Source organism: Caulobacter sp. GW821-FHT12F03, assembly GCF_058806855.1.
The window spans coordinates 169,966-187,362 of sequence record NZ_JBXAQC010000007.1 but is presented as its reverse complement, the minus strand read 5'-3'; the positions used below and the strand labels follow the sequence as shown (position 1 = coordinate 187,362).

Here is a 17,397-nt window from a genome sequence, read left to right as displayed (position 1 = left end):
TGACGGATGCGCCACGCCATCGACCGCCTGATCTTCACCCCCGACGACGTCGACCTGTCGCGCTCGCCGCTGCGGCAGGGCCTGCCGCCCGGCTCGACCTATGTGCTCGGCGCCTTCAATCCGGGACTGGCGGTGCTGCCCGGCGGCAACCTGCTGATGATGGTCCGTGTCGCGGAAGCCCTGCGTGAGCCGATGACCGGCCACGTCGTGCGCGGAATCCGCTGGCAGGCGGGGCAGGGCTACGGCGTTGTCGAATGGCCGCTCGCCGGGGCGGACACCCGCGACCCGCGCGCCTTCTATCTGGCCGATGTGGCCAACCCGATGATCGGCCTGACGTCGCTGTCCTGGCTGCTGCCCGTGGAGCTGACGCCGGACGGCCTGTCGGTGGTCACCGTCCACTACGACCGCGCCATTGGCCCCCGCGCCGCCTGGCAGGCCTATGGCGTCGAGGACGCCCGGATCAGCCGCATCGGCGACACCTGGTACATGACGGCCTGCTCGATCAGTGACGCGCGCCAGTCGACGGCGCTCTACACCTCGGCCAACGCGCTGGACTGGGACCTCCGGGGCATGGTCCTGGATCACCAGAACAAGGATATGCTGCTGTTCGAGGGGCTGATCGACGGCATGTTCTGGGCCCTGACCCGGCCGCTGGGCAGTCTCTACTTCGCGACTCCGCCCGACAGCCCCTGGCGCGGCGGCCCGTCGATCAACCTGGCCCGTTCGCCCGACGCCCTGCACTGGAAGCCGGTCGAGACGGGCGGCATCCGCGCGCGACGGGTCTCGCCGTCGAGTGAAAAGATCGGCGGCGGCGCCCAGCCGGTGCTGACGCCGGAGGGCTGGCTGGTGCTGTATCACGGGGTTGAGGCCGGCGGCGTGGTCGGGACCTACCGCACCTTCTGGGCCCTGCTCGACGCGCGGGACCCGACGCGGATCCTGCGGCTGGAGGACCAGGCGGCCGTACTTGAGGCGAGCCCCGTCCTGACCGGACCGCTGCGCGAGCAGATGTATCTGGACGATGTGGTGTTCACGACGGGGCTGGCCGACGGCGGCGACCACTGGGTCGTGCTGTCAGGCGAGGCGGACCTCGCCTGTCGCGTCACCCATATTCCGAAAGCCGTATTCCGCTAGGCGGCGCGCTTGCTGACGCGGTCTTCCAGCTCTTCGACCAGCTTGCGGCCGACCGGGTGGTCTTCGGTGCGGATGTCGCCGCGCACCGCGGCCTTGATGGCGTCGATATGGGCGTCGACGAGGAACATCGGCGCGTCCAGGCGGGTCGCGGGGTCATCGATCAGCTTGCACAGCGAGCCGGCGATACGGGTGACCAGCGGGAATTCATAGGTCGCGCCGAGGCCCTTCAGGTCGTGGGCGCGCAGATACAGCGTTTCGGCCGTGTCCGTGGTCAGGCCTTCGACGCGGATGCGCTGCCGGGAGGCCTCGAGCTTGACCAGCTCGTCGTTGAGCCACTCGCTGAAATTGCCCGACAGGCTCTTCAGCGCGGCCTCCGCCTTGGCGATCGCCGCAGGGTCGATGCCGCCCAACCGGCCGCCTACCTTGAGGCGCAGGGTGTTCGGGGCCTGGATGAACTGGACCGTCGGATTATCGCTCACGCGTCGCCTCCCTTGGCGTTAACTGCCCCGACGCTAGGCCAATGGAGTTAACAACGGATGAGACGGAACTTTCTGCTGACAGCGACAAGCGGTCGCATCAGGCGGAAAACTGTTCCGCCAAAACCCGCTCTTCCAGGCTGCGGCCGGCGTCGAACAGCATCGACAGGCTGACCGCGCGATCCTCGGACACATGCACCTCGACCACGTCGCGAACCTCGACGTTGTCGGCCACGGCGCTGACCGGGCGTTTGTCGGCTTCGAGCACCTCGAAAGTGACCCGCGCGGTGTGCGCCAGCAGGGCCCCGCGCCAGCGCCGGGGCCGGAAGGCGCTGATCGGCGTCAGGGCCATGACCCGGGCGTCGATCGGAATGATCGGGCCGTGCGCCGAGAGATTGTAGGCGGTCGATCCGGCGGGCGTGGCGACCAGCGCCCCGTCGCAGACCAGTTCGCCCATCCGCACCTTGCCGTCGATCGAGATGCGCAGCTTGGCCGTCTGGCGCGTCTGGCGCAGCAGCGACACCTCGTTGATCGCCAGCGCCCGGTGGTGCTTGCGCTTGGAATCGATGGCGACCATGGCCAGCGGATGGATCACGGCCCGTTCGGCGGCGCTGATCCGCTCCAGCAGGCCGTCCTCGCTGTACTCGTTCATCAGGAATCCGACCGAGCCGCGGTTCATGCCGTAGATCGGCTTTCCGTCGGCCAGGGCGCCGTGCAGCGTTTCCAGCATGAAGCCGTCGCCGCCGAGGGCGACGATGACCTGGGCGCTGTCGCCGGCGTCGCCGTAGCGGGCGATCAACCGGTCGCGAGCTTCCTGCGCCTCGGGTCGGTCGCTGGCGAGGAAGGTGACGCGGGAGGTGTTGGGGCGGGCGTTGAACATGTCGGGGCGAGCAAGGCCTTATGCCGCCGGCCTTGTCAAACGGTGGCGACGGCCTTGCGGAAGGCGACGCCGGCGATGTCGGCGTCAAACGGTCCGAACGCGCCGGTGGCGCGGCGTCCGGCTTCGGCCCCGCCGCCCGGCCGGCCGAGATTGAGATCGCGGACCGCCGCGAGAATGGTCGGGAACGCCCCGCGATCGACGCCGATGGCGGCGCAGGCCAGGGCCAGCAACTCGGGCCGGTCGCTGTCGATGGCCCGGCGGATGTGATCGGCCTCGAAGTTGCCCAGCCGCGCGAGGGCGGTGACGAACAGGGTCAGGCGGCCCTCGCGCAGGGACCGCAGCAGAAAGCTCGGCCGCAGCTGTCCCGCGTCGTTCAGCTTCTCCACCAGCCGGCGCTCGAGCGCCTCGTGTTCGGCGTCCACCCCCGCCCGGGCGGGCGGCAGGCTCTCCACGGCGGCGTGTGCCTCGCGAATGCTCTGGGCCAGGGCCGCGTCGAGGGCGGCGGCGTCCAGCCGGAACCGCTCGACCAGCGACGCCCGCAGCGACTGGCCGACCCAGACATACAGCTTCTGCGCCAGGTCCGAGGACAGCCGGGGATGGCGGGCCAGCGGCGAGCGCAGGGCCGCGACGCCGCGCGCCTGTTCGACCAGCCGTTCCATGGCCGAGGCGGTGACCTCGGCCGTGTCGTTGCCGGCGAGGGCGGTCAGCACGGCCGGCTCGCTCTGCTGCAGGATGGCCTCGACCACCGGCGCGCCGAGGCGGCCGCGGCGGGCGATGGCGATCTGGTGATCGAGCGTCGACTCCACCAGCAGGCGGATCAGGTCATGGTCCTGCAGCACCGGGCTGGCGGCGATGATCGGTCCAGCGATCTCGATCTCGTCCAGCGCCAGCACATTGATCAGGGCCGGCGGAACCCAGGCGGCGGCGGCGATCTTTTCGGCGAGCCGACGGCGGATGTCCCGTTCGGCTTCGGCGACCAGCGCCATGAACACGCCGCTGACCAGTTCGCGGACCTGGGGCTGGGCGACGTCGCCGATTTCGGCGCGGTCGCAGAGGCCGACGATCGCGTCCAGCAGGCGCTCACGGTCCACCGGATGCCGGCTTCGCGCCAGCAGCAGCAGATCGGCGGCTTCGACAGCGATGGTCACGTGGGGCCCCGTCCCGAGTGTCGGGCTGAAGCATGACCCTGCTCCCACCCCGTGAAAACATGCTTAAACGACAGAAAGATCGGCAGGGGAGTCGAATCGTATGGCGGATCCGGTGATTCTGGCGCTTGACCAGGGAACGACCAGTACGCGGGCGATCGCCTTCGACGTCCACGGCCATGCGCTCGGCGAGGGCAGCCGCCCGCTGCGCCAGAGCTATCCGCACGACGGCTGGGTCGAGCACGACGCCGAGGAAATCTGGAACGCAGCGGTGGCCGTTCTGCGCGAGGCGGTCGAGCGGTGCGGGCGGCCGGCGGCGGACGTCGCCGCCATCGGCATCACCAACCAGCGCGAGACGGTGGTCATCTGGGACAGAGCCACGGGCCGCCCCATCCATCCGGCGATCGTCTGGCAGGACCGCCGCACGGCCGCCACCTGCGAGCGGCTGGTCAAGATCGGCGCGGAGGAGCGGGTCACGGAGGTCACGGGCCTCCTGCTCGATCCCTATTTCTCCGGCACCAAGATCGCCTGGCTGCTCGACAACGTCGCCGGCGCCCGGGCCCGGGCCGAGCGGGGCGAACTGCTCTGCGGCACCATGGACTGCTGGCTGATCTGGAAGCTGACCGGCGGCAAGGTCCACGCCACCGACGCGACCAACGCCTCCCGCACCCTGCTGTTCGACATCGGCGCCCAGCGCTGGTCCGACGAGATGCTGGAGCTGTTCGAAGTTCCGGCCTCCCTGCTGCCGACGGTGCTCGACTGCGCCGCCGACTATGGCGAGACCGATGCGGCGATCCTCGGCCGCGCCGTGCCGATCCGCGGCGTGGCCGGCGACCAGCAGGCGGCGCTGATGGGGCAGGGCTGCGTCCACCCCGGCGAGATGAAGGCCACCTATGGCACCGGCTGCTTCATGCTGCTCAACACCGGGACGCAGAAGGCGCTCAGCCGTTCGCGCCTGCTGACCACGGTGGCCGCGCGGGTGAACGGCCAGACGACCTACGCGCTGGAGGGCTCGATCTTCGTCGCCGGCGCGGCGATCCAGTGGCTCAACGAGGGGCTGGGCCTCGCCGGCGGCCCGCGCGCGGCGGAGTCGCTGGCGAAAACGGCCAAGCCCGACAGCGGCGTGGTGGTCGTGCCGGCCTTCACGGGCCTCGGCGCGCCCTGGTGGGACGCCGGCGCGCGCGGCGGCATCTTCGGCCTGACCCGCGACTCCGGCCTGGCCGAGATCACGGCGGCGACCTTCGACGCCTGCGCCCTGCAGACCCGTGACCTGATCGAGGCCATGCGCGCCGACGCCCCGCACGCCTTCGGCGCTACGGCCGAACTGCGCATCGACGGCGGCATGTCGCAGAGTCCGTGGTTCTCGCAGCGGCTGGCCGACCTGACCGGCTTCCCGGTCTGCCGGGCCAGCTACCAGGAGACCACGGCGCTCGGCGCGGCCCTGTTCGCCGGCCTCGGCGCCGGCCTGTTCAGCTCGGTGGAGGAGGCGGCCTCGGCCCGCCCGGACGCTGAACTTCTGACCCCGACGAAGAACAGCCACATGCGCGAGGCGGCCTACGCCCGCTGGCTCGACGCCGTGCCGCGGGTGCGGTCGTAGCGTTGGCGACGCGTCAGCGCATAGACCTTCTCCTCGTCGATCGCGGCCTGTTCGACAGCCGCGCGCGCGCCCAGGCGGCGATCGCGGCGGGGCGGGTGACGGTCGACGGCCGCGTCGTCGCCAGGCCGTCCGAAGCGGTCGACGCGGACGCCGTGATCACGGCCGAGGCCGCCCATCCCTGGGTCGGGCGCGGCGGGCTGAAGCTGGATCACGCCCTGACACTGTGGCCGGTCCCCGTGGAGGGCCGGGTCGCGCTCGACGTCGGCGCCTCGACGGGCGGGTTCACGCAGGTCTGCCTCAGCCGGGGCGCGGCGACGGTCTATGCGGTCGATGTCGGGCGCGACCAGCTGCATGCCACCCTGGCCGGCGACCCGCGTGTGGTCGAACTGTCGGGCACGGACGCCCGCACGCTGGACGCGGCCCTGATCCCGCGGGCGCCGGAGCTGATCGTCACCGACGTCAGTTTCATCAGCCTGGCCAAGGCCCTGCCGGCGGCGCTGGCGCTGGCCGGACCCGGCGCGGACCTCGTGGCCCTGGTCAAACCGCAGTTCGAGGCCGGCCGCGAGCGGGTCGGCAAGGGCGGCATCGTCAGGGACGAGGCGGTGCGGCGCGAGACGCTCGCCGACGTCGCAGCCTGGCTGGAAGGGCAGGGCTGGACCGTCCGCGCGACCGCCGACAGCCCGATCACCGGCGGCGACGGCAACGCCGAGTTCCTGCTATGGGCGCGGAAGCGGTAGCGGCGACAAGAAAAGGCCGCCCGCGTTGAGCGGACGGCCCTTCCTTACAGAGGCTGTCGACGAAGGTTAGTCGACGACCTGATAGCGTCCGCTGGAGTCGCGGCAGACGCGCACGAAGCGCTTCTGGACGCTGCCGTCCGGCAGGTAGATCGGGCTTTCAGCCAGGGTGCAGCCGTCGCCCGACGGACCGTCGGCAACCGGACGCGCGTAGGCATCGTCATAGCCGTCGTCGCCGTAGGGGTCCTGATAGGCGCCCCGCTGGTAGCCGTCCTGGTAGCCATAGTAGCCGTCCTGCGGCGGGGGCGGGGCATAGCCCTGCTGGTAGGAGCTGGGCTGGCCCGGCTGGCAGGCCGCCGCGCTCTTGCCGACATTGGCCCCGACCACCGCGCCGAGGAGACCGCCGAGCACGGCGCCTTCGGTGCGGTTGCCGCGCGCGGCGACGTTCGAGCCGGCGAGGGCCCCAAGACCGGCGCCGACGAGGGCGCCGCCCGTTCCACGGTTGGTCCGCTCGCGCTGGCAGGCGTCATAGCGGTAGCCGTTGTTGTAGCCGCCGGACGACGGCGGATAGCTCTGCGCCGAGGCGAAGGTCGGGACCATCGCCAGGCCGGCGACCATGGTCATGGCCGCCAGACCGGCGACGCCGCGGGTCAGTTTGGAACGGGTCGTCATTTAAGGCTCTCCCTTGAGCTAGAACTTGAGAGCGTCCGTGCGTCCGGGTTTAGCCCCGGCCGCTCGGCCGCCAGTCGCCGTTGCGTCCGCGGCAGACTTCAAAGCCGTGCCAGCGGCCGCCGTAGTATTCCTGCACCCACTTGCAGTTGCCGCCCCGGGCGCTGACGCGCTTGGGGTAGTTGGAGCAGTGGAAGTTGTCGCGGGCGATCTGGTTGCCGGCGATGGCGCCGACGGTGCCGCCCAGAACCGCGCCCTCGACCTTGTTGCCGCGCGCGCCGACGGCGGCGCCGAGCGTGCCGCCGACCAGGGCGCCGGTGAGGGTGCCCTTCTTCTTGGCCTGCTGGCGCTTGTAGCTGCAGACGTCGCCGCGGCCATAGGAGCGGGCCGACTGGGCGTCGGCGAAAGTCGGGACCATGAAGGCCGGGGCCGCGATCGCGATCGCGGCGGTGAGGGACAGAATGGTGCGCATGACACGCTCCCTTCGCTTCTGGGGCGAGTTTCCCCGCCGTTGATGTTGAGAAGATGGCGGGTCCAACCTGAACAGCCGTTGAGCGACCCGTTCATCTTCGTTCATGTGGCCGACCGATTGGCCGCCCTCTGACCCCGCAACAATGGTATCGGGTGCGCCTGAGTTCCGTTGGAGACTTCGTTGGCCGAATTGATCGACATTTCCGTCACAGGCGTGGGCGCCCAGGGCGACGGCCTGGCGCCGGGTCCCCTGTTCGTCCCCCTGACCTTGGGGGGCGAGACGGTGCGCGGCCATCGCGACGGCCAGCGGGTCGAGGTGGTCGAGATCGTTACGGCCAGCCCCGACCGGGTGACGCCGCCGTGTCCGCATTTCGGCACCTGCGGCGGCTGTTCGCTGCAGCACTGGGCGTCCGCGCCCTACCTGGCCTGGAAGGGCGATCTGGTCCGCACCGCGCTCAGCCATGAGCATATCGAGACCGAGATCCTGCCGACGTTCGCCTCGCCGCCCGGCTCACGCCGCCGCCTGGCCCTGCACGCCCGGGGCGGGAAGGGCGGGGTCAAGCTGGGTTTCAAGGAGCGGCGCAGCTGGTCGCTGGTCGACATCGAGACCTGCGTCATCGCCGATCCGCGGCTGGTCGCGGCCCTGCCGGCGCTGCGCGCGCTGGCCCGGCCGTTCCTTGAGCATCCCAAGTCCGCCCCGACCCTGCACGTGACCCTGACCGCCACCGGTCTCGACGTCGATGTCACCGGCGTCGAGCGCAAGAGCGGCGGCCTGTCCGCCGACGCCCGCATGCGCGCGGCCGAGGCCGCGTCGGCCGGCGACATGGCGCGCGTCACCCTGGCGGGCGAGATGGTCTACCAGGCGCGCCAGCCCATGGTCCGGCTGGGGCCGGCCACGGTGGCCCTGCCGGCCGGCAGTTTCCTGCAGGCCGTGCCCCAGGCCGAGGCGGCCATGGCGGCCTTCGCGGTCGACGCCGTCGCCGGAGCCCACCGCATCGCCGACCTCTATTGCGGCGTCGGCACCTTCACCTTCCGGCTGGCCATGATCGCCCCGGTGCTGGCGGCCGACTCCGCGGCCCCGGCCATCGCCGCCCTGCGCGCCGCCACGGCTAGCGCCGCCGGCCTCAAGCCGATCACCGCCGAGGCCCGCGACCTGGCCCGCCGCCCGATGCTGGCGGCCGACCTGGCCAAGGTCGACGCGGTGGTCTTCGACCCGCCCCGCGCCGGCGCGCTGGAACAGGCCCACGAGATCGGCCGCAGCAAGGTCGCCCGTGTTGTCGGCATCTCCTGCAATCCGGTGACCTTCGCCCGCGACGCCCGCGTGCTGGTCGAGGCCGGTTTCACCCTGGAGCGCGTCCTCCCCGTCGACCAGTTCCTCTGGTCGCCGCATGTGGAGCTGGTCGGGGTGTTTTCGCGCTGAGACACCCAGTGTCCTTCGAGACGCTCGCTTGAGGCTCGCTCCTCAGGATGACGCAGAGGGTTGGGCTTCAAAAATATCCGTCATGATGAGGAGCGAGGCCCCAGCCGAGCGTCTCGAACCACGCACGACCTACGCAAACAGATCCATCTGATCCCCCGCCTTGGGCGGTACGCGGAATGCGGCCACGTCCAGCGGCTCGCGCGGCTGGTCCAGGCCGTAGCGCTTGCGGGCGGCCTTGAACCGCGCTGCCACCAGCTCGGCCAGCGGCCCTTCGCCCCGGCCGCGCACCCCGAACTCCGAGGTGTAGGTCTTGCCGCGCCGCATCTGGCGGACCAGCGACATGACCCGCTCGGCCCGGTCGGGGTGGTCGGTCCCGAGCCACTCCTGGAACAGGTCGGTGATCTCAAGCGGAAGCCGGACCATGACATAGCCGGCCGCCGTCGCCCCGGCCTCGGCCGAAGCCTCCAGCACCGCCTCCAGCTCGTGGTCGTTGAGGCCCGGGATGACCGGCGCGAACATCACCGTCACCGGGCAGCCGGCCGCCTTCAGCTGGCGGACCGCGTCGAGCCGGCGCTGCGGCGTCGCGGCGCGCGGCTCCATGCTGCGGGCAAGCTTGCGGTCCAGGGTGGTGATCGAGACGGCCGCCCGCGCCAGTCCGGCCCGGCCCATTTCGCCGAGGATGTCGGCGTCGCGCGCGATGAGGTTGGACTTGGTGATGATCGTCAGCGGGTGCCGGAACCGTTGCAGCACCTCCAGGAGCTGGCGGGTGACCCGCAGTTTGCGCTCCAGCGGCTGGTAGGGGTCGGTGTCTGCGCCGATCTGGATCAGTCGCGGCGCGTAGTTCTTGCGCGACAGCTCGGCGGCCAGCAGCTGCGCCGCCTCGGGCTTGAAGAACAGCCGGGTCTCGAAATCCAGTCCCGGCGACAGACCGAGGTAGGCGTGGTTGGGCCGCGCGAAGCAGTAGATGCAGCCGTGCTCGCACCCCCGGTAGGGATTGATCGACCGGTCGAAATGGATGTCCGGACTGGTGTTGCGGGTGATGATGGTCTTCGCCTTGTCGGGCAGGACCACGGTCTTCAGCTGCGCAGGCTGGGGATCATCCAGCGTCCAGCCGTCATCGAACGCCTCGCGCTGGGCGGCGACGAAGCGGCTGGTCGCGTTGCTGCGCGCGCCGCGGCCGCGCACCGGCGGTTTCGAAGGAGCGGATGCGGTCATGCCCCGACGCTAGGCTCGCGGCGGAAACAAAACAAGAACATTCAAGCCTGGAATATGCAACCAGATGATTGCATAACCCTTCGGGTCGCGATATGGAAAAGCAACCAGGAGGTTGCCAATGACCGATCGTATCGAGAAGACCATCGACCTGAAGGCCACGCCGGCGCGGGTCTGGCGCGCGCTGACGGACTCCGCCGAGTTCGGCGAATGGTTCCGGGTGAAGCTTGAGGGACCATTCGTGCTGGGCGAGGAAATCCAGGGCCGGATCACCTACGCGGGCTACGAGCATCTGGTCTGGAAGGCGACGGTGACGCGGATGGATGAACCGACCCTGTTCGCCTTCACCTGGCATCCCTACGCGGTGGCCCCCGACGTCGACTATGACGCCGAGCCGACGACCCTGGTCGAGTTCCGGCTGACGCCGCTGGCCGACGGCGTGCGGCTGACCGTCTCCGAGTCCGGGTTCGACGCCCTGCCGGCCGACCGTCGCGACGAGGCCTTCCTGCGCAACGAGGGCGGCTGGACCATCCAGGTGGAGAACATCCGGGCCCATGTTGAACGCTGAGAGCGCGACGTCCGGCCCCGCGCGGATCTTCGCGGCGCTGGGCGATCCCACGCGGCTGACCCTGCTGCGCCGCCTGAGTGACGGTGATCCCCGCTCGATCGCGCGCTTGTCGCAGGACACCCGCCTGACGCGCCAGGCGGTGACCAAGCACCTGCAAGTGCTGGAGGGCGCGGGCCTGGTCGCCAGCCTGCGGGTCGGCCGCGAGAGCCGCTTCAGCTACCGGCCCGAGCCGGTCGCCGAGGCCAGCGCCTTCCTGCGGTCGGTGTCGGCGCAGTGGGATGACGCCCTGGCGCGGCTGAAGGCCTTCGTCGAGGATTGACCCGGACGGGGACGCGGGCTCCATAGCCCGATGATCTCCGTCATCGTCCCGACTCTCAACAACGCGGCCACGCTGCCGGCCTGCCTCGGCGCGCTGGTGCCGGCCGCGGTCGACGCCATCGTCACCGAGGTGATCCTCGTCGATCGCGGCTCGACCGACGCGACGCTGGAAATCGCCGAGGACGCCGGGGTCAAGCGGGCCGCCACGGTCGAAGCGGCCGTCGCGGCGGCGAAGAGCGACTGGCTGCTGCTGCTGCCGGCGGACCTGCGGCTGGAGGCCGGCTGGGACGCCGAGGCGGCGGCCCATCTGCAGACGTCCGGTGGGCGAGGGGGCCGGTTCCGGTCGGCCCCATGGTGGCCGCTGCGCCCCGGCGACCGGCGCGCGCTGCTGATCCGGCGGGACCGGTTCGGCAAGCCGCCGGGCAGGATCCGCAGGCTGGACAGCCGGGCCTATGTGATCAGCCCGGGCTAGCGGTCCAGCCGGATGTCGATGATCGGCTCGCCGCGCGCCACGGCGTCCAGGGTGTGGGTCTCGCCGCCGAAGCGCCGCTTGTAGGTCCAGTAGGCGACCATGACCTTCTCGACGTAGTCGCGGGTTTCCAGCGCCGGCAGGCTTTCCATCACCAGCAGGCTGTCGGCCCCGGGCCCGATTTTCTTCAGCGTGTTCAGCACGGTGCCAGCCCCGGCGTTGTAGGCGGCCACGGCGCGCAGCACGTCATAGGCCTCCGGCCCCCCGCCCAGCGCCCGCTCCATCAGCCAGGTGAAGTAGTCCTGGCCGACGCGCAGATTGGTCGGGGCGTCGAGCAGCGGCATCGGATTGACCAGCAGCTTGTCGTCGCCGGCCGCGCGGGCCGCCGCGACCGGGCGCACCTGCATCAGGCCCATGGCCCCGGCGCCGGAGACGGCGAACGGATTGAACCGGCTTTCCTTCCAGACCAGGGCGTAGACCATCGCCTTGTCGAGCGTGAAGCCGCCCTCGGGCCACAGCTCCGGCGCGGGGTAGTCTTCCGGGCCCCGCCGGCGCACGGCCGGCCGCCGCAGGGGCAGGAGCGGGGCGGCGGAGTCGGCGGCCGTGGTGATCGGGGCGTTGAGCGCCAGGATCAGCGCCTGCCATTGCTGTCGCTCGCCGGGCGTCTTCGCCAGGGTCAGGCCGGCGCGCAGCTCGAGGCCTGCCTCGGTCGCCCGGCCGACCTGCATCAGGGCGGCGGCGCGGTGGGCGCGGGCGTTGGTCTTCACGAAGCTGAACAGCGGCGCGGGTTCGGGCGCGGGCGCCGGCCGGGTCGCGGCCCGGGTCAGGCCGAACTGGCCCACGGCCTCGGCCAGGGCGCGCCGGTCGGGCGTGTCCGCCCCTGCGCGCTGGCCGCTGAGTTCAAGACTGCGGGCGGCGACCATGCCGTAGAAGGTGTGCGGGGCCTTCGCCGCCATCTGCAGGAAGGCGAGCGACTGGTCCGTATCGCCCAGCCTGGCGGCCGACCGGGAGGCCCAGAAGGCGCCCCCGGCGCGCAGCCAGTCGTCCTGGTCCTCGTCGAGCGCCACGCCCCGGAACCAGGACTGCGCCTCGTCGTAGCGCGCCAGCCGCCAGGCCGCGAGGCCGGCGATCCACCGCTCCCCGGCGGCCGGGGCCAGCACCAGCGCCCGGGCGGCGTCGCCGGAATAGTAGGCTTCCCGGGCGGCGCGGCCGCGATCCGGGCTGGCGGGCCCGCCGGCCAGGCCCGATGCGCTCTCGACCCGGCCCCACAGGCGGGTGACGTCCATGAACGACGGCGGTTTCGGATCGCTCGCGCCCGACGGCTTGCGCTTGACGGCCAGGGCGTAGACCCGCTCGGCGCCGGGCAGGTCGCCGTAGCTCTTCAGCCAGCCGGTCAGCTCCTCGAAGGTCGCCGACCAGGCCGTCGGATGCATGAGTTTCTGGAAGGCGAGGTGGCCGGCCAGGGCCTTGTCCCTGACCCGCGCCATGGCCGCTTCGGCGTCTTCGAAGTCGCCGCGCTGCGTCGCCGCGAAGGCTTCGCGATAGGCGCGCTCGTCCATCGGCGACAGCACCTGCGGACCCGCCGCGAACGCCGTCCCGGCGGAAAACAGAGTCGCGGCCGCCATGGGCAGAGCCATGATCAGCGCGCGCCGTGAGGTCGTCATGCTGTTCACCGCGTCTGTCCGGTCCGGACGGCGCGGCCCCTTTCCCGATGGAGGCGGCAAACTAGCGGCGGGAGGCGCGCAAAGGAAGCGGGTTCGCGCGTCAGGCGGACTGCGGCGGCCCGACGGGGACGAAGCCGTGCGGCGCGTTCAGGTCCTCGCCGCCGCGCAGCATGAAGATCACCTGCTCGACGCGGCTGAAGCCGACGACCGCGGCGACGATGGTGATGAGGCTTTCCGCGCCGGAGAAGGCGATCAGCGGCCAGAGGCAGAACAGCAGGAAGGCCCCGACCTTGGCCGACCAGAAGTGGAACATCATCAGCTTGCGGCGCATGGCCCAGGAGACGGCCAGATAGAGCAGGGGGCCGCCGAACAGGATCGCCGCCGCCACGGCCTGCCGTCGCATCAGGTCTGGCCAGGCCAGCACGAGAAATACGAGGATGCCGATCGAGAAGATGTTGTCCACCGCCGCGTCCAGTTGGGCTCCGTAGCGCGAGGCGCGGCCCGAGGCGCGGGCGATCCAGCCGTCGACCGCGTCGGTCAGCGCCGCCAGCACGTAGAGCGCCAGCGCCGGCGTCTGCAGGCCCGCCAGCAGCAGGGCGATGATCGGCGCGATCAGCAGCGCCCGGCTGAGCGTGACCAGATTGGCCCACTTCAGCGCGCCGTCCTCGAAGATCAGGGTGGCGGGGAAACTATGCGTCGCCATCGGCGTCTCCAGCGGGGCTTTCCACCAGCTTCACCGTGGATGGCCGGGCGAGCAAGCTTTCGACACTGAAGGCGGTCTGGTGCATCGGGCAGACCACGCGCCCCTGGTCGTCGACATGGCCGAATTTCAACGGTCCGCCGCGATGGGGACAGGCGTTGCGCACGAGGTAGAGCTGGTCGTCGACGGCGAGCAGGAAATAGTCCTCGCCGCCGCGCCGGATGGGCGGCAGGTAGCTTCCGATCCAGACCGACCGGGCCATCAGGCCGCGTCCGCCAGACGGCCGGTCGCCCCCGGGGGAAACCGACTGAAGTCGGCGGCGGTCACCGCGCCGGTGGCCCCGACCTGGACCCGGGCGGCGGGATCGACGGGCGTCGCCGGCGTGACCAGCCGGCCGTCGTGCGGCCGCAGGCCGTAGATCGCCGACGGTGCGGCCTCGAAGGCCAGCAGCAACGCCAGCTGGCCGGCGCCGTTGCGCGCGAACACCGCCCGCGTCAGTTCGGCCCCGGCGATGATCTCGCGTCCGACCTCGGGGCCGAACCGCTCGACGAACGGCGCGATCACCTCGTCGACGACCATCCGTGTGTGGTGCAGATCGATGTGGGCGTGCTCGGTGAAATAGCGGGCGTCCGCCTGCGGATGAAACCGGCCGAGGTGGCGCGCGTGGAACAGCGTCGAGCGCTGATAGGCCGTCTCGGCGAACAGCAGGAAGCCCACCTGGCGGAAGATGTTGCGCGGGTTCTGGAACAGCCAGTGAATGGCGTTGTGCAGCGCCAGGGTGTTGGTGTCGAACAGACGCCAGTAGCCGTTGTAGCGGTCGTCCAGCCCGAACGAGCGCATGGTGGCGCGGTAGAGCACACTGTGCTTGTGGCCGTGCGCGCCATAGCCGAACTCGTCGATCAGGATGCGGAACAGCGCCGACTGCGGGGCGCCGAACTCGCCGATCACCCCCAGCGCCGAGGCGGACGCCTCCGCCAGCAGGTCGGCCGAGGATTGCACGAGGAAGTTCCGGTAGTGATCCTCGCGGTGCGCGACCCCGGTCAGCGCGTCGAGGAAGGCGTCGGACTGGAGCGCCCGCAGCTCGGGCAGCAGCCGGTCGACATAGGCCATGACGTCGCCGTCGCCGGTCGCCGTCCCGGCCTGCAGCGGGGCGATCAACTCGTCCTCCAGCGCGCCGCGCGCGGCGTTCAGCGCCTGCAGCCGGTCCTCGCCGTAGTGCGTCGCCAGATGATCGAGCAGCGTCGGTCCCGGCGCGGCGTCGGGCAGCACGACGTAGCGTGCCTGGTAGCAGCGCAGCAGCGCCTGGTGCTTCACATGCAGGGTCAGCGCCGCGTCGGCGTCGTCCGGCAGCAGATCGATCCCGCCGTCATAGGCCGGCGGCGGGTTGGCTCCCGAAGCCCGCGCCAGCCGCGCGCCCAGCGTGTTCAGCGCCCCCGCTGTGAGCATCTCAGGCGTCCAGCGGCCGGTAGACCGAGACGCCGATGCCGCCCTTGATGAACAGGTCGTCCAGCCGCCAGCGCGACAGGTTCATGGTCGTCCCGTTGAGATAGGTCGGGGCGTCTGGCGCTCCGGCGATGACCGGGATGTGCTTGATGATGATCTTCGAGACGAGGTCGGCCTTGAACAGGCTGGACAGCAGCTCGCTGCCGCCCTCGGCGATCATCGTCCGGATGCCGCGCGCGTCCAGCAGGGCCATCAGGGCCCCCAGGTCGACCTGGTCGTGACCGCAGACCACCACCTCGACGTGATCGCGGGCCTCCAGAGCGGCGACCGCCTCCGGCGTGGCTCGCTCGGACACCGCCACCAGCGTGGGCACGCCATCGTTCAGCAGCGTGCAGTCCGGCGGCAGGCGGCCGTCGGAGGACGGGATCACGCGCAGCGGGTTGCGGCCCTGCACATGGCGCACGGTCAACTCAGGATCATCGACCCGCACGGTGTTGGCCCCGACCATGATGGCGTCATTGGCCGCCCGCTGGGTGTGGAACCAGGCCTTCAGCTCGTCCGTGGAATAGAGAAACAGATCCTTGCTCGACGCGGACCTGCCCAGCGACAGCTTGCCGTCGATGGTCAGCTCCGACAGCGTGGTGATCTCGACCATAGGATTTCCCCCGGACGACATCGCGATGTCGTCCTGTCACGATTTCGTCCGTTGCTGAACGCGGCCGCGACGGACTGGTTCATACAGAAAGAGGACGGGGGCTGGTCACGGGCGGTCCGGGTCCCTATTTCGGCTGCACATCCGGGGGACTTTCGTGCAGCCCATCATTTCCATCGCCGGTCTGGCCAAGACCTACGCCGGCGGCTTCCAGGCGCTCAAGGGCGTCGATCTCGAGATTCGCCAGGGCGAGATCTTCGCCCTGCTCGGGCCCAACGGGGCCGGCAAGACGACGCTGATCGGCGTGGTCTGCGGCATCGTCAACGCCACGTCCGGGACGGTGACCGCGGACGGTCACGACATCGTCCGCGACTACCGCCAGGCCCGCACCAAGATCGGCCTGGTGCCGCAGGAACTGTCGACCGACGCGTTCGAGACCGTGATCGCCACGGTCAAGTTCAGCCGCGGCCTGTTCGGCAAGGCGCCGGACCCCGCCTACATCGAGAAGATCCTTCGCGACCTCAGCCTGTGGGACAAGAAGGACAACAAGATCATGACGCTGTCGGGCGGCATGAAGCGCCGGGTGATGATCGCCAAGGCGCTCAGCCACGAGCCGAAGATCCTGTTCCTCGACGAGCCCTCGGCCGGCGTCGACGTCGAACTGCGCCGTGACATGTGGGCCATGGTCCGGGCCCTGCGCGACAACGGCGTCACCATCATCCTGACCACCCACTACATCGAGGAGGCCGAGGAGATGGCCGACCGGATCGGGGTGATCAACAAGGGCGAGCTGATCCTGGTCGAGGACAAGGACGTGCTCATGCGCAAGCTCGGCAAGAAGCAGCTGACGATCCAGCTGCGCGAGCCGCTGGCGGCGCTGCCGGCCGCCCTGGCGAATGACGCGCTCAGCCTGTCCACCGACGGGTTGGAGCTGACCTTCAGCTTTGACGCCCAGGCGGAGGAGACCGGCATCGCCGACCTGCTCAGGCGGCTGGGCGACCACGGCATCGACTTCAAGGATCTGCGCACCGAGGAAAGCTCGCTGGAAGAGATCTTCGTCAATCTGGTGAGGGCGGGATGATCAATCTTCATGGCGTGAAGGCCATCTATCGGTTCGAGCTGGCCCGCTGGTTCCGCACCCTCATGCAGTCGATCCTGGCGCCGGTCATCTCGACCTCGCTGTATTTCGTGGTCTTCGGCTCGGCCATCGGCAGCAAGATGACCACCATCGACGGGGTCAGCTACGGCGCCTTCATCGTGCCGGGCCTGATCATGCTGTCGATCCTGACCGAGAGCATCTCCAACGCCAGCTTCGGCATCTACATGCCCAAATGGTCGGGCACGATCTACGAGCTGCTGTCCTCGCCGGTCTCGTGGATCGAGACGGTGATGGGCTACGTCGGGGCGGCGGCGACCAAGTCGGTGCTGCTGGGACTCTTGATCCTGGTCACGGCGCGGCTGTTCGTTCCGTTCGAGATTGTCCATCCCGTCTGGATGCTGGCCTTCCTCGTGCTCACCGCCGTCACCTTCAGCCTGTTCGGCTTCATCATCGGTCTGTGGGCCGATGACTTCCAGAAGCTGCAGATCGTGCCGACCCTGATCGTCACGCCGCTGACCTTCCTGGGCGGCAGTTTCTACTCGATCAGCATGCTGCCGCCGTTCTGGCAGAAGGTCACCCTGTTCAACCCGGTGGTCTACCTGATCAGCGGCTTCCGCTGGGCCTTCTATGGCAAGTCGGACGTCAACATCGGCATCAGCGTCGCCGCCACGGCCGGCTTCATGATCGCCTGCCTGTTCGCCATCCGCTGGTTCTTCCGCACCGGCTACAAGATGAAAGCCTGACCGATG

The 17,397-nt window shown here is 70.2% G+C and carries 20 protein-coding genes; 9 read left to right on the top strand and 11 right to left on the bottom strand.

Features of this window, described 5'->3' with window-relative positions; all coding sequences use genetic code 11:
• The first annotated feature begins 6 nt into the window (after positions 1 to 6).
• Positions 7 to 1,131, top strand: coding sequence for a glycoside hydrolase family 130 protein (locus tag AC1RN0_RS16210; RefSeq protein WP_492788494.1), 1,125 nt, complete (start codon positions 7 to 9; stop codon positions 1,129 to 1,131).
• Here the strand turns inward: AC1RN0_RS16210 and AC1RN0_RS16205 are convergent.
• From AC1RN0_RS16205 to AC1RN0_RS16195, 3 genes are all read right to left on the bottom strand, one after another.
• Positions 1,128 to 1,610 carry an Hpt domain-containing protein gene (locus AC1RN0_RS16205; RefSeq protein ID WP_492788493.1) on the bottom strand — a complete coding sequence of 161 codons (483 nt, stop codon included), beginning with the start codon at positions 1,608 to 1,610 and terminating at the stop codon, positions 1,128 to 1,130. The genes AC1RN0_RS16210 and AC1RN0_RS16205 overlap by 4 nt on opposite strands.
• A gap of 97 nt (positions 1,611 to 1,707) precedes the next feature.
• The gene (locus AC1RN0_RS16200) at positions 1,708 to 2,487 is read right to left on the bottom strand and encodes an NAD kinase (RefSeq protein ID WP_492788492.1); all 780 of its coding nucleotides are present in this window, start codon (positions 2,485 to 2,487) and stop codon (positions 1,708 to 1,710) included.
• Between the two features lie 35 nt (positions 2,488 to 2,522).
• Positions 2,523 to 3,635, bottom strand: coding sequence for a DUF2336 domain-containing protein (locus tag AC1RN0_RS16195; RefSeq protein WP_492788491.1), 1,113 nt, complete (start codon positions 3,633 to 3,635; stop codon positions 2,523 to 2,525).
• Positions 3,636 to 3,735: 100 nt separating this feature from the next.
• Here AC1RN0_RS16195 and glpK point away from each other — a divergent pair, with 100 nt between their 5' ends.
• On the top strand, positions 3,736 to 5,229 hold the full coding sequence (gene glpK / locus AC1RN0_RS16190) for a glycerol kinase GlpK (protein WP_492788490.1): 1,494 nt from the start codon (positions 3,736 to 3,738) through the stop codon (positions 5,227 to 5,229).
• Between the two features lie 2 nt (positions 5,230 to 5,231).
• On the top strand, positions 5,232 to 5,966 hold the full coding sequence (locus tag AC1RN0_RS16185; protein ID WP_492788489.1) for a TlyA family RNA methyltransferase: 735 nt from the start codon (positions 5,232 to 5,234) through the stop codon (positions 5,964 to 5,966).
• A 66-nt stretch (positions 5,967 to 6,032) separates the two neighbouring features.
• Here the strand turns inward: AC1RN0_RS16185 and AC1RN0_RS16180 are convergent, their stop codons facing one another.
• Together AC1RN0_RS16180 and AC1RN0_RS16175 are read right to left on the bottom strand one after the other, a co-directional pair.
• Positions 6,033 to 6,635 (bottom strand): glycine zipper 2TM domain-containing protein, encoded by a 603-nt coding sequence (locus AC1RN0_RS16180; RefSeq protein WP_492788488.1) that lies wholly within the window; start codon positions 6,633 to 6,635, stop codon positions 6,033 to 6,035.
• A gap of 49 nt (positions 6,636 to 6,684) precedes the next feature.
• Positions 6,685 to 7,104 carry a glycine zipper 2TM domain-containing protein gene (locus AC1RN0_RS16175; protein ID WP_492788487.1) on the bottom strand — a complete coding sequence of 140 codons (420 nt, stop codon included), beginning with the start codon at positions 7,102 to 7,104 and terminating at the stop codon, positions 6,685 to 6,687.
• Positions 7,105 to 7,293: 189 nt separating this feature from the next.
• Between AC1RN0_RS16175 and AC1RN0_RS16170 the strand changes: the two genes are divergently transcribed.
• Complete coding sequence (locus tag AC1RN0_RS16170; protein ID WP_492788535.1) at positions 7,294 to 8,523, top strand: class I SAM-dependent RNA methyltransferase; 1,230 nt, start codon at positions 7,294 to 7,296, stop codon at positions 8,521 to 8,523.
• 129 nt (positions 8,524 to 8,652) lie between these two features.
• Here AC1RN0_RS16170 and AC1RN0_RS16165 read toward each other — a convergent pair whose 3' ends face one another.
• Positions 8,653 to 9,738, bottom strand: a complete 1,086-nt coding sequence (locus AC1RN0_RS16165; RefSeq protein WP_492788486.1) for a PA0069 family radical SAM protein — start codon at positions 9,736 to 9,738, stop codon at positions 8,653 to 8,655.
• A gap of 118 nt (positions 9,739 to 9,856) precedes the next feature.
• On the opposite strand from AC1RN0_RS16165, the gene AC1RN0_RS16160 reads away from it, so the two are divergent.
• The 3 genes from AC1RN0_RS16160 to AC1RN0_RS16150 are packed head-to-tail and all read left to right on the top strand — an operon-like array spanning position 9,857 to position 11,093.
• Positions 9,857 to 10,303, top strand: coding sequence for an SRPBCC family protein (locus tag AC1RN0_RS16160; RefSeq protein ID WP_492788485.1), 447 nt, complete (start codon positions 9,857 to 9,859; stop codon positions 10,301 to 10,303).
• The gene (locus tag AC1RN0_RS16155) at positions 10,290 to 10,622 is read left to right on the top strand and encodes an ArsR/SmtB family transcription factor (protein WP_492788484.1); all 333 of its coding nucleotides are present in this window, start codon (positions 10,290 to 10,292) and stop codon (positions 10,620 to 10,622) included. Before AC1RN0_RS16160 ends, AC1RN0_RS16155 begins: the two co-directional genes overlap by 14 nt.
• Before the next feature lie 30 nt (positions 10,623 to 10,652).
• Positions 10,653 to 11,093, top strand: coding sequence for a glycosyltransferase (locus AC1RN0_RS16150; protein WP_492788483.1), 441 nt, complete (start codon positions 10,653 to 10,655; stop codon positions 11,091 to 11,093).
• On the opposite strand, the gene AC1RN0_RS16145 is transcribed toward AC1RN0_RS16150, so the two are convergent.
• From AC1RN0_RS16145 to AC1RN0_RS16125, 5 genes are all read right to left on the bottom strand, one after another.
• Complete coding sequence (locus AC1RN0_RS16145; protein WP_492788482.1) at positions 11,090 to 12,754, bottom strand: transglycosylase SLT domain-containing protein; 1,665 nt, start codon at positions 12,752 to 12,754, stop codon at positions 11,090 to 11,092. The two genes, AC1RN0_RS16150 and AC1RN0_RS16145, sit on opposite strands and share 4 nt — an antisense overlap.
• Positions 12,755 to 12,854: 100 nt before the next feature.
• Positions 12,855 to 13,457: a CDP-alcohol phosphatidyltransferase family protein gene (locus AC1RN0_RS16140; protein ID WP_492788481.1), complete on the bottom strand. Its 603-nt coding sequence runs from the start codon at positions 13,455 to 13,457 to the stop codon at positions 12,855 to 12,857.
• The gene (locus AC1RN0_RS16135) at positions 13,444 to 13,716 is read right to left on the bottom strand and encodes a Rieske (2Fe-2S) protein (protein WP_492788480.1); all 273 of its coding nucleotides are present in this window, start codon (positions 13,714 to 13,716) and stop codon (positions 13,444 to 13,446) included. The genes AC1RN0_RS16140 and AC1RN0_RS16135 overlap by 14 nt, the downstream gene beginning before the upstream one ends.
• Entirely contained in the window at positions 13,716 to 14,900 is a 1,185-nt protein-coding gene (locus tag AC1RN0_RS16130; protein WP_492788479.1) for an iron-containing redox enzyme family protein, read from the bottom strand. Before AC1RN0_RS16130 ends, AC1RN0_RS16135 begins: the two co-directional genes overlap by 1 nt.
• 1 nt (position 14,901) lies before the next feature.
• Positions 14,902 to 15,552 (bottom strand): RibD family protein, encoded by a 651-nt coding sequence (locus AC1RN0_RS16125; protein WP_492788478.1) that lies wholly within the window; start codon positions 15,550 to 15,552, stop codon positions 14,902 to 14,904.
• A 139-nt stretch (positions 15,553 to 15,691) separates the two neighbouring features.
• Here AC1RN0_RS16125 and AC1RN0_RS16120 point away from each other — a divergent pair, with 139 nt between their 5' ends.
• Positions 15,692 to 16,630: an ABC transporter ATP-binding protein gene (locus AC1RN0_RS16120; protein ID WP_492788534.1), complete on the top strand. Its 939-nt coding sequence runs from the start codon at positions 15,692 to 15,694 to the stop codon at positions 16,628 to 16,630.
• Positions 16,630 to 17,391, top strand: a complete 762-nt coding sequence (locus AC1RN0_RS16115) for an ABC transporter permease (RefSeq protein ID WP_492788533.1) — start codon at positions 16,630 to 16,632, stop codon at positions 17,389 to 17,391. The genes AC1RN0_RS16120 and AC1RN0_RS16115 overlap by 1 nt, the downstream gene beginning before the upstream one ends.
• The last annotated feature ends 6 nt before the right edge of the window (positions 17,392 to 17,397 follow it).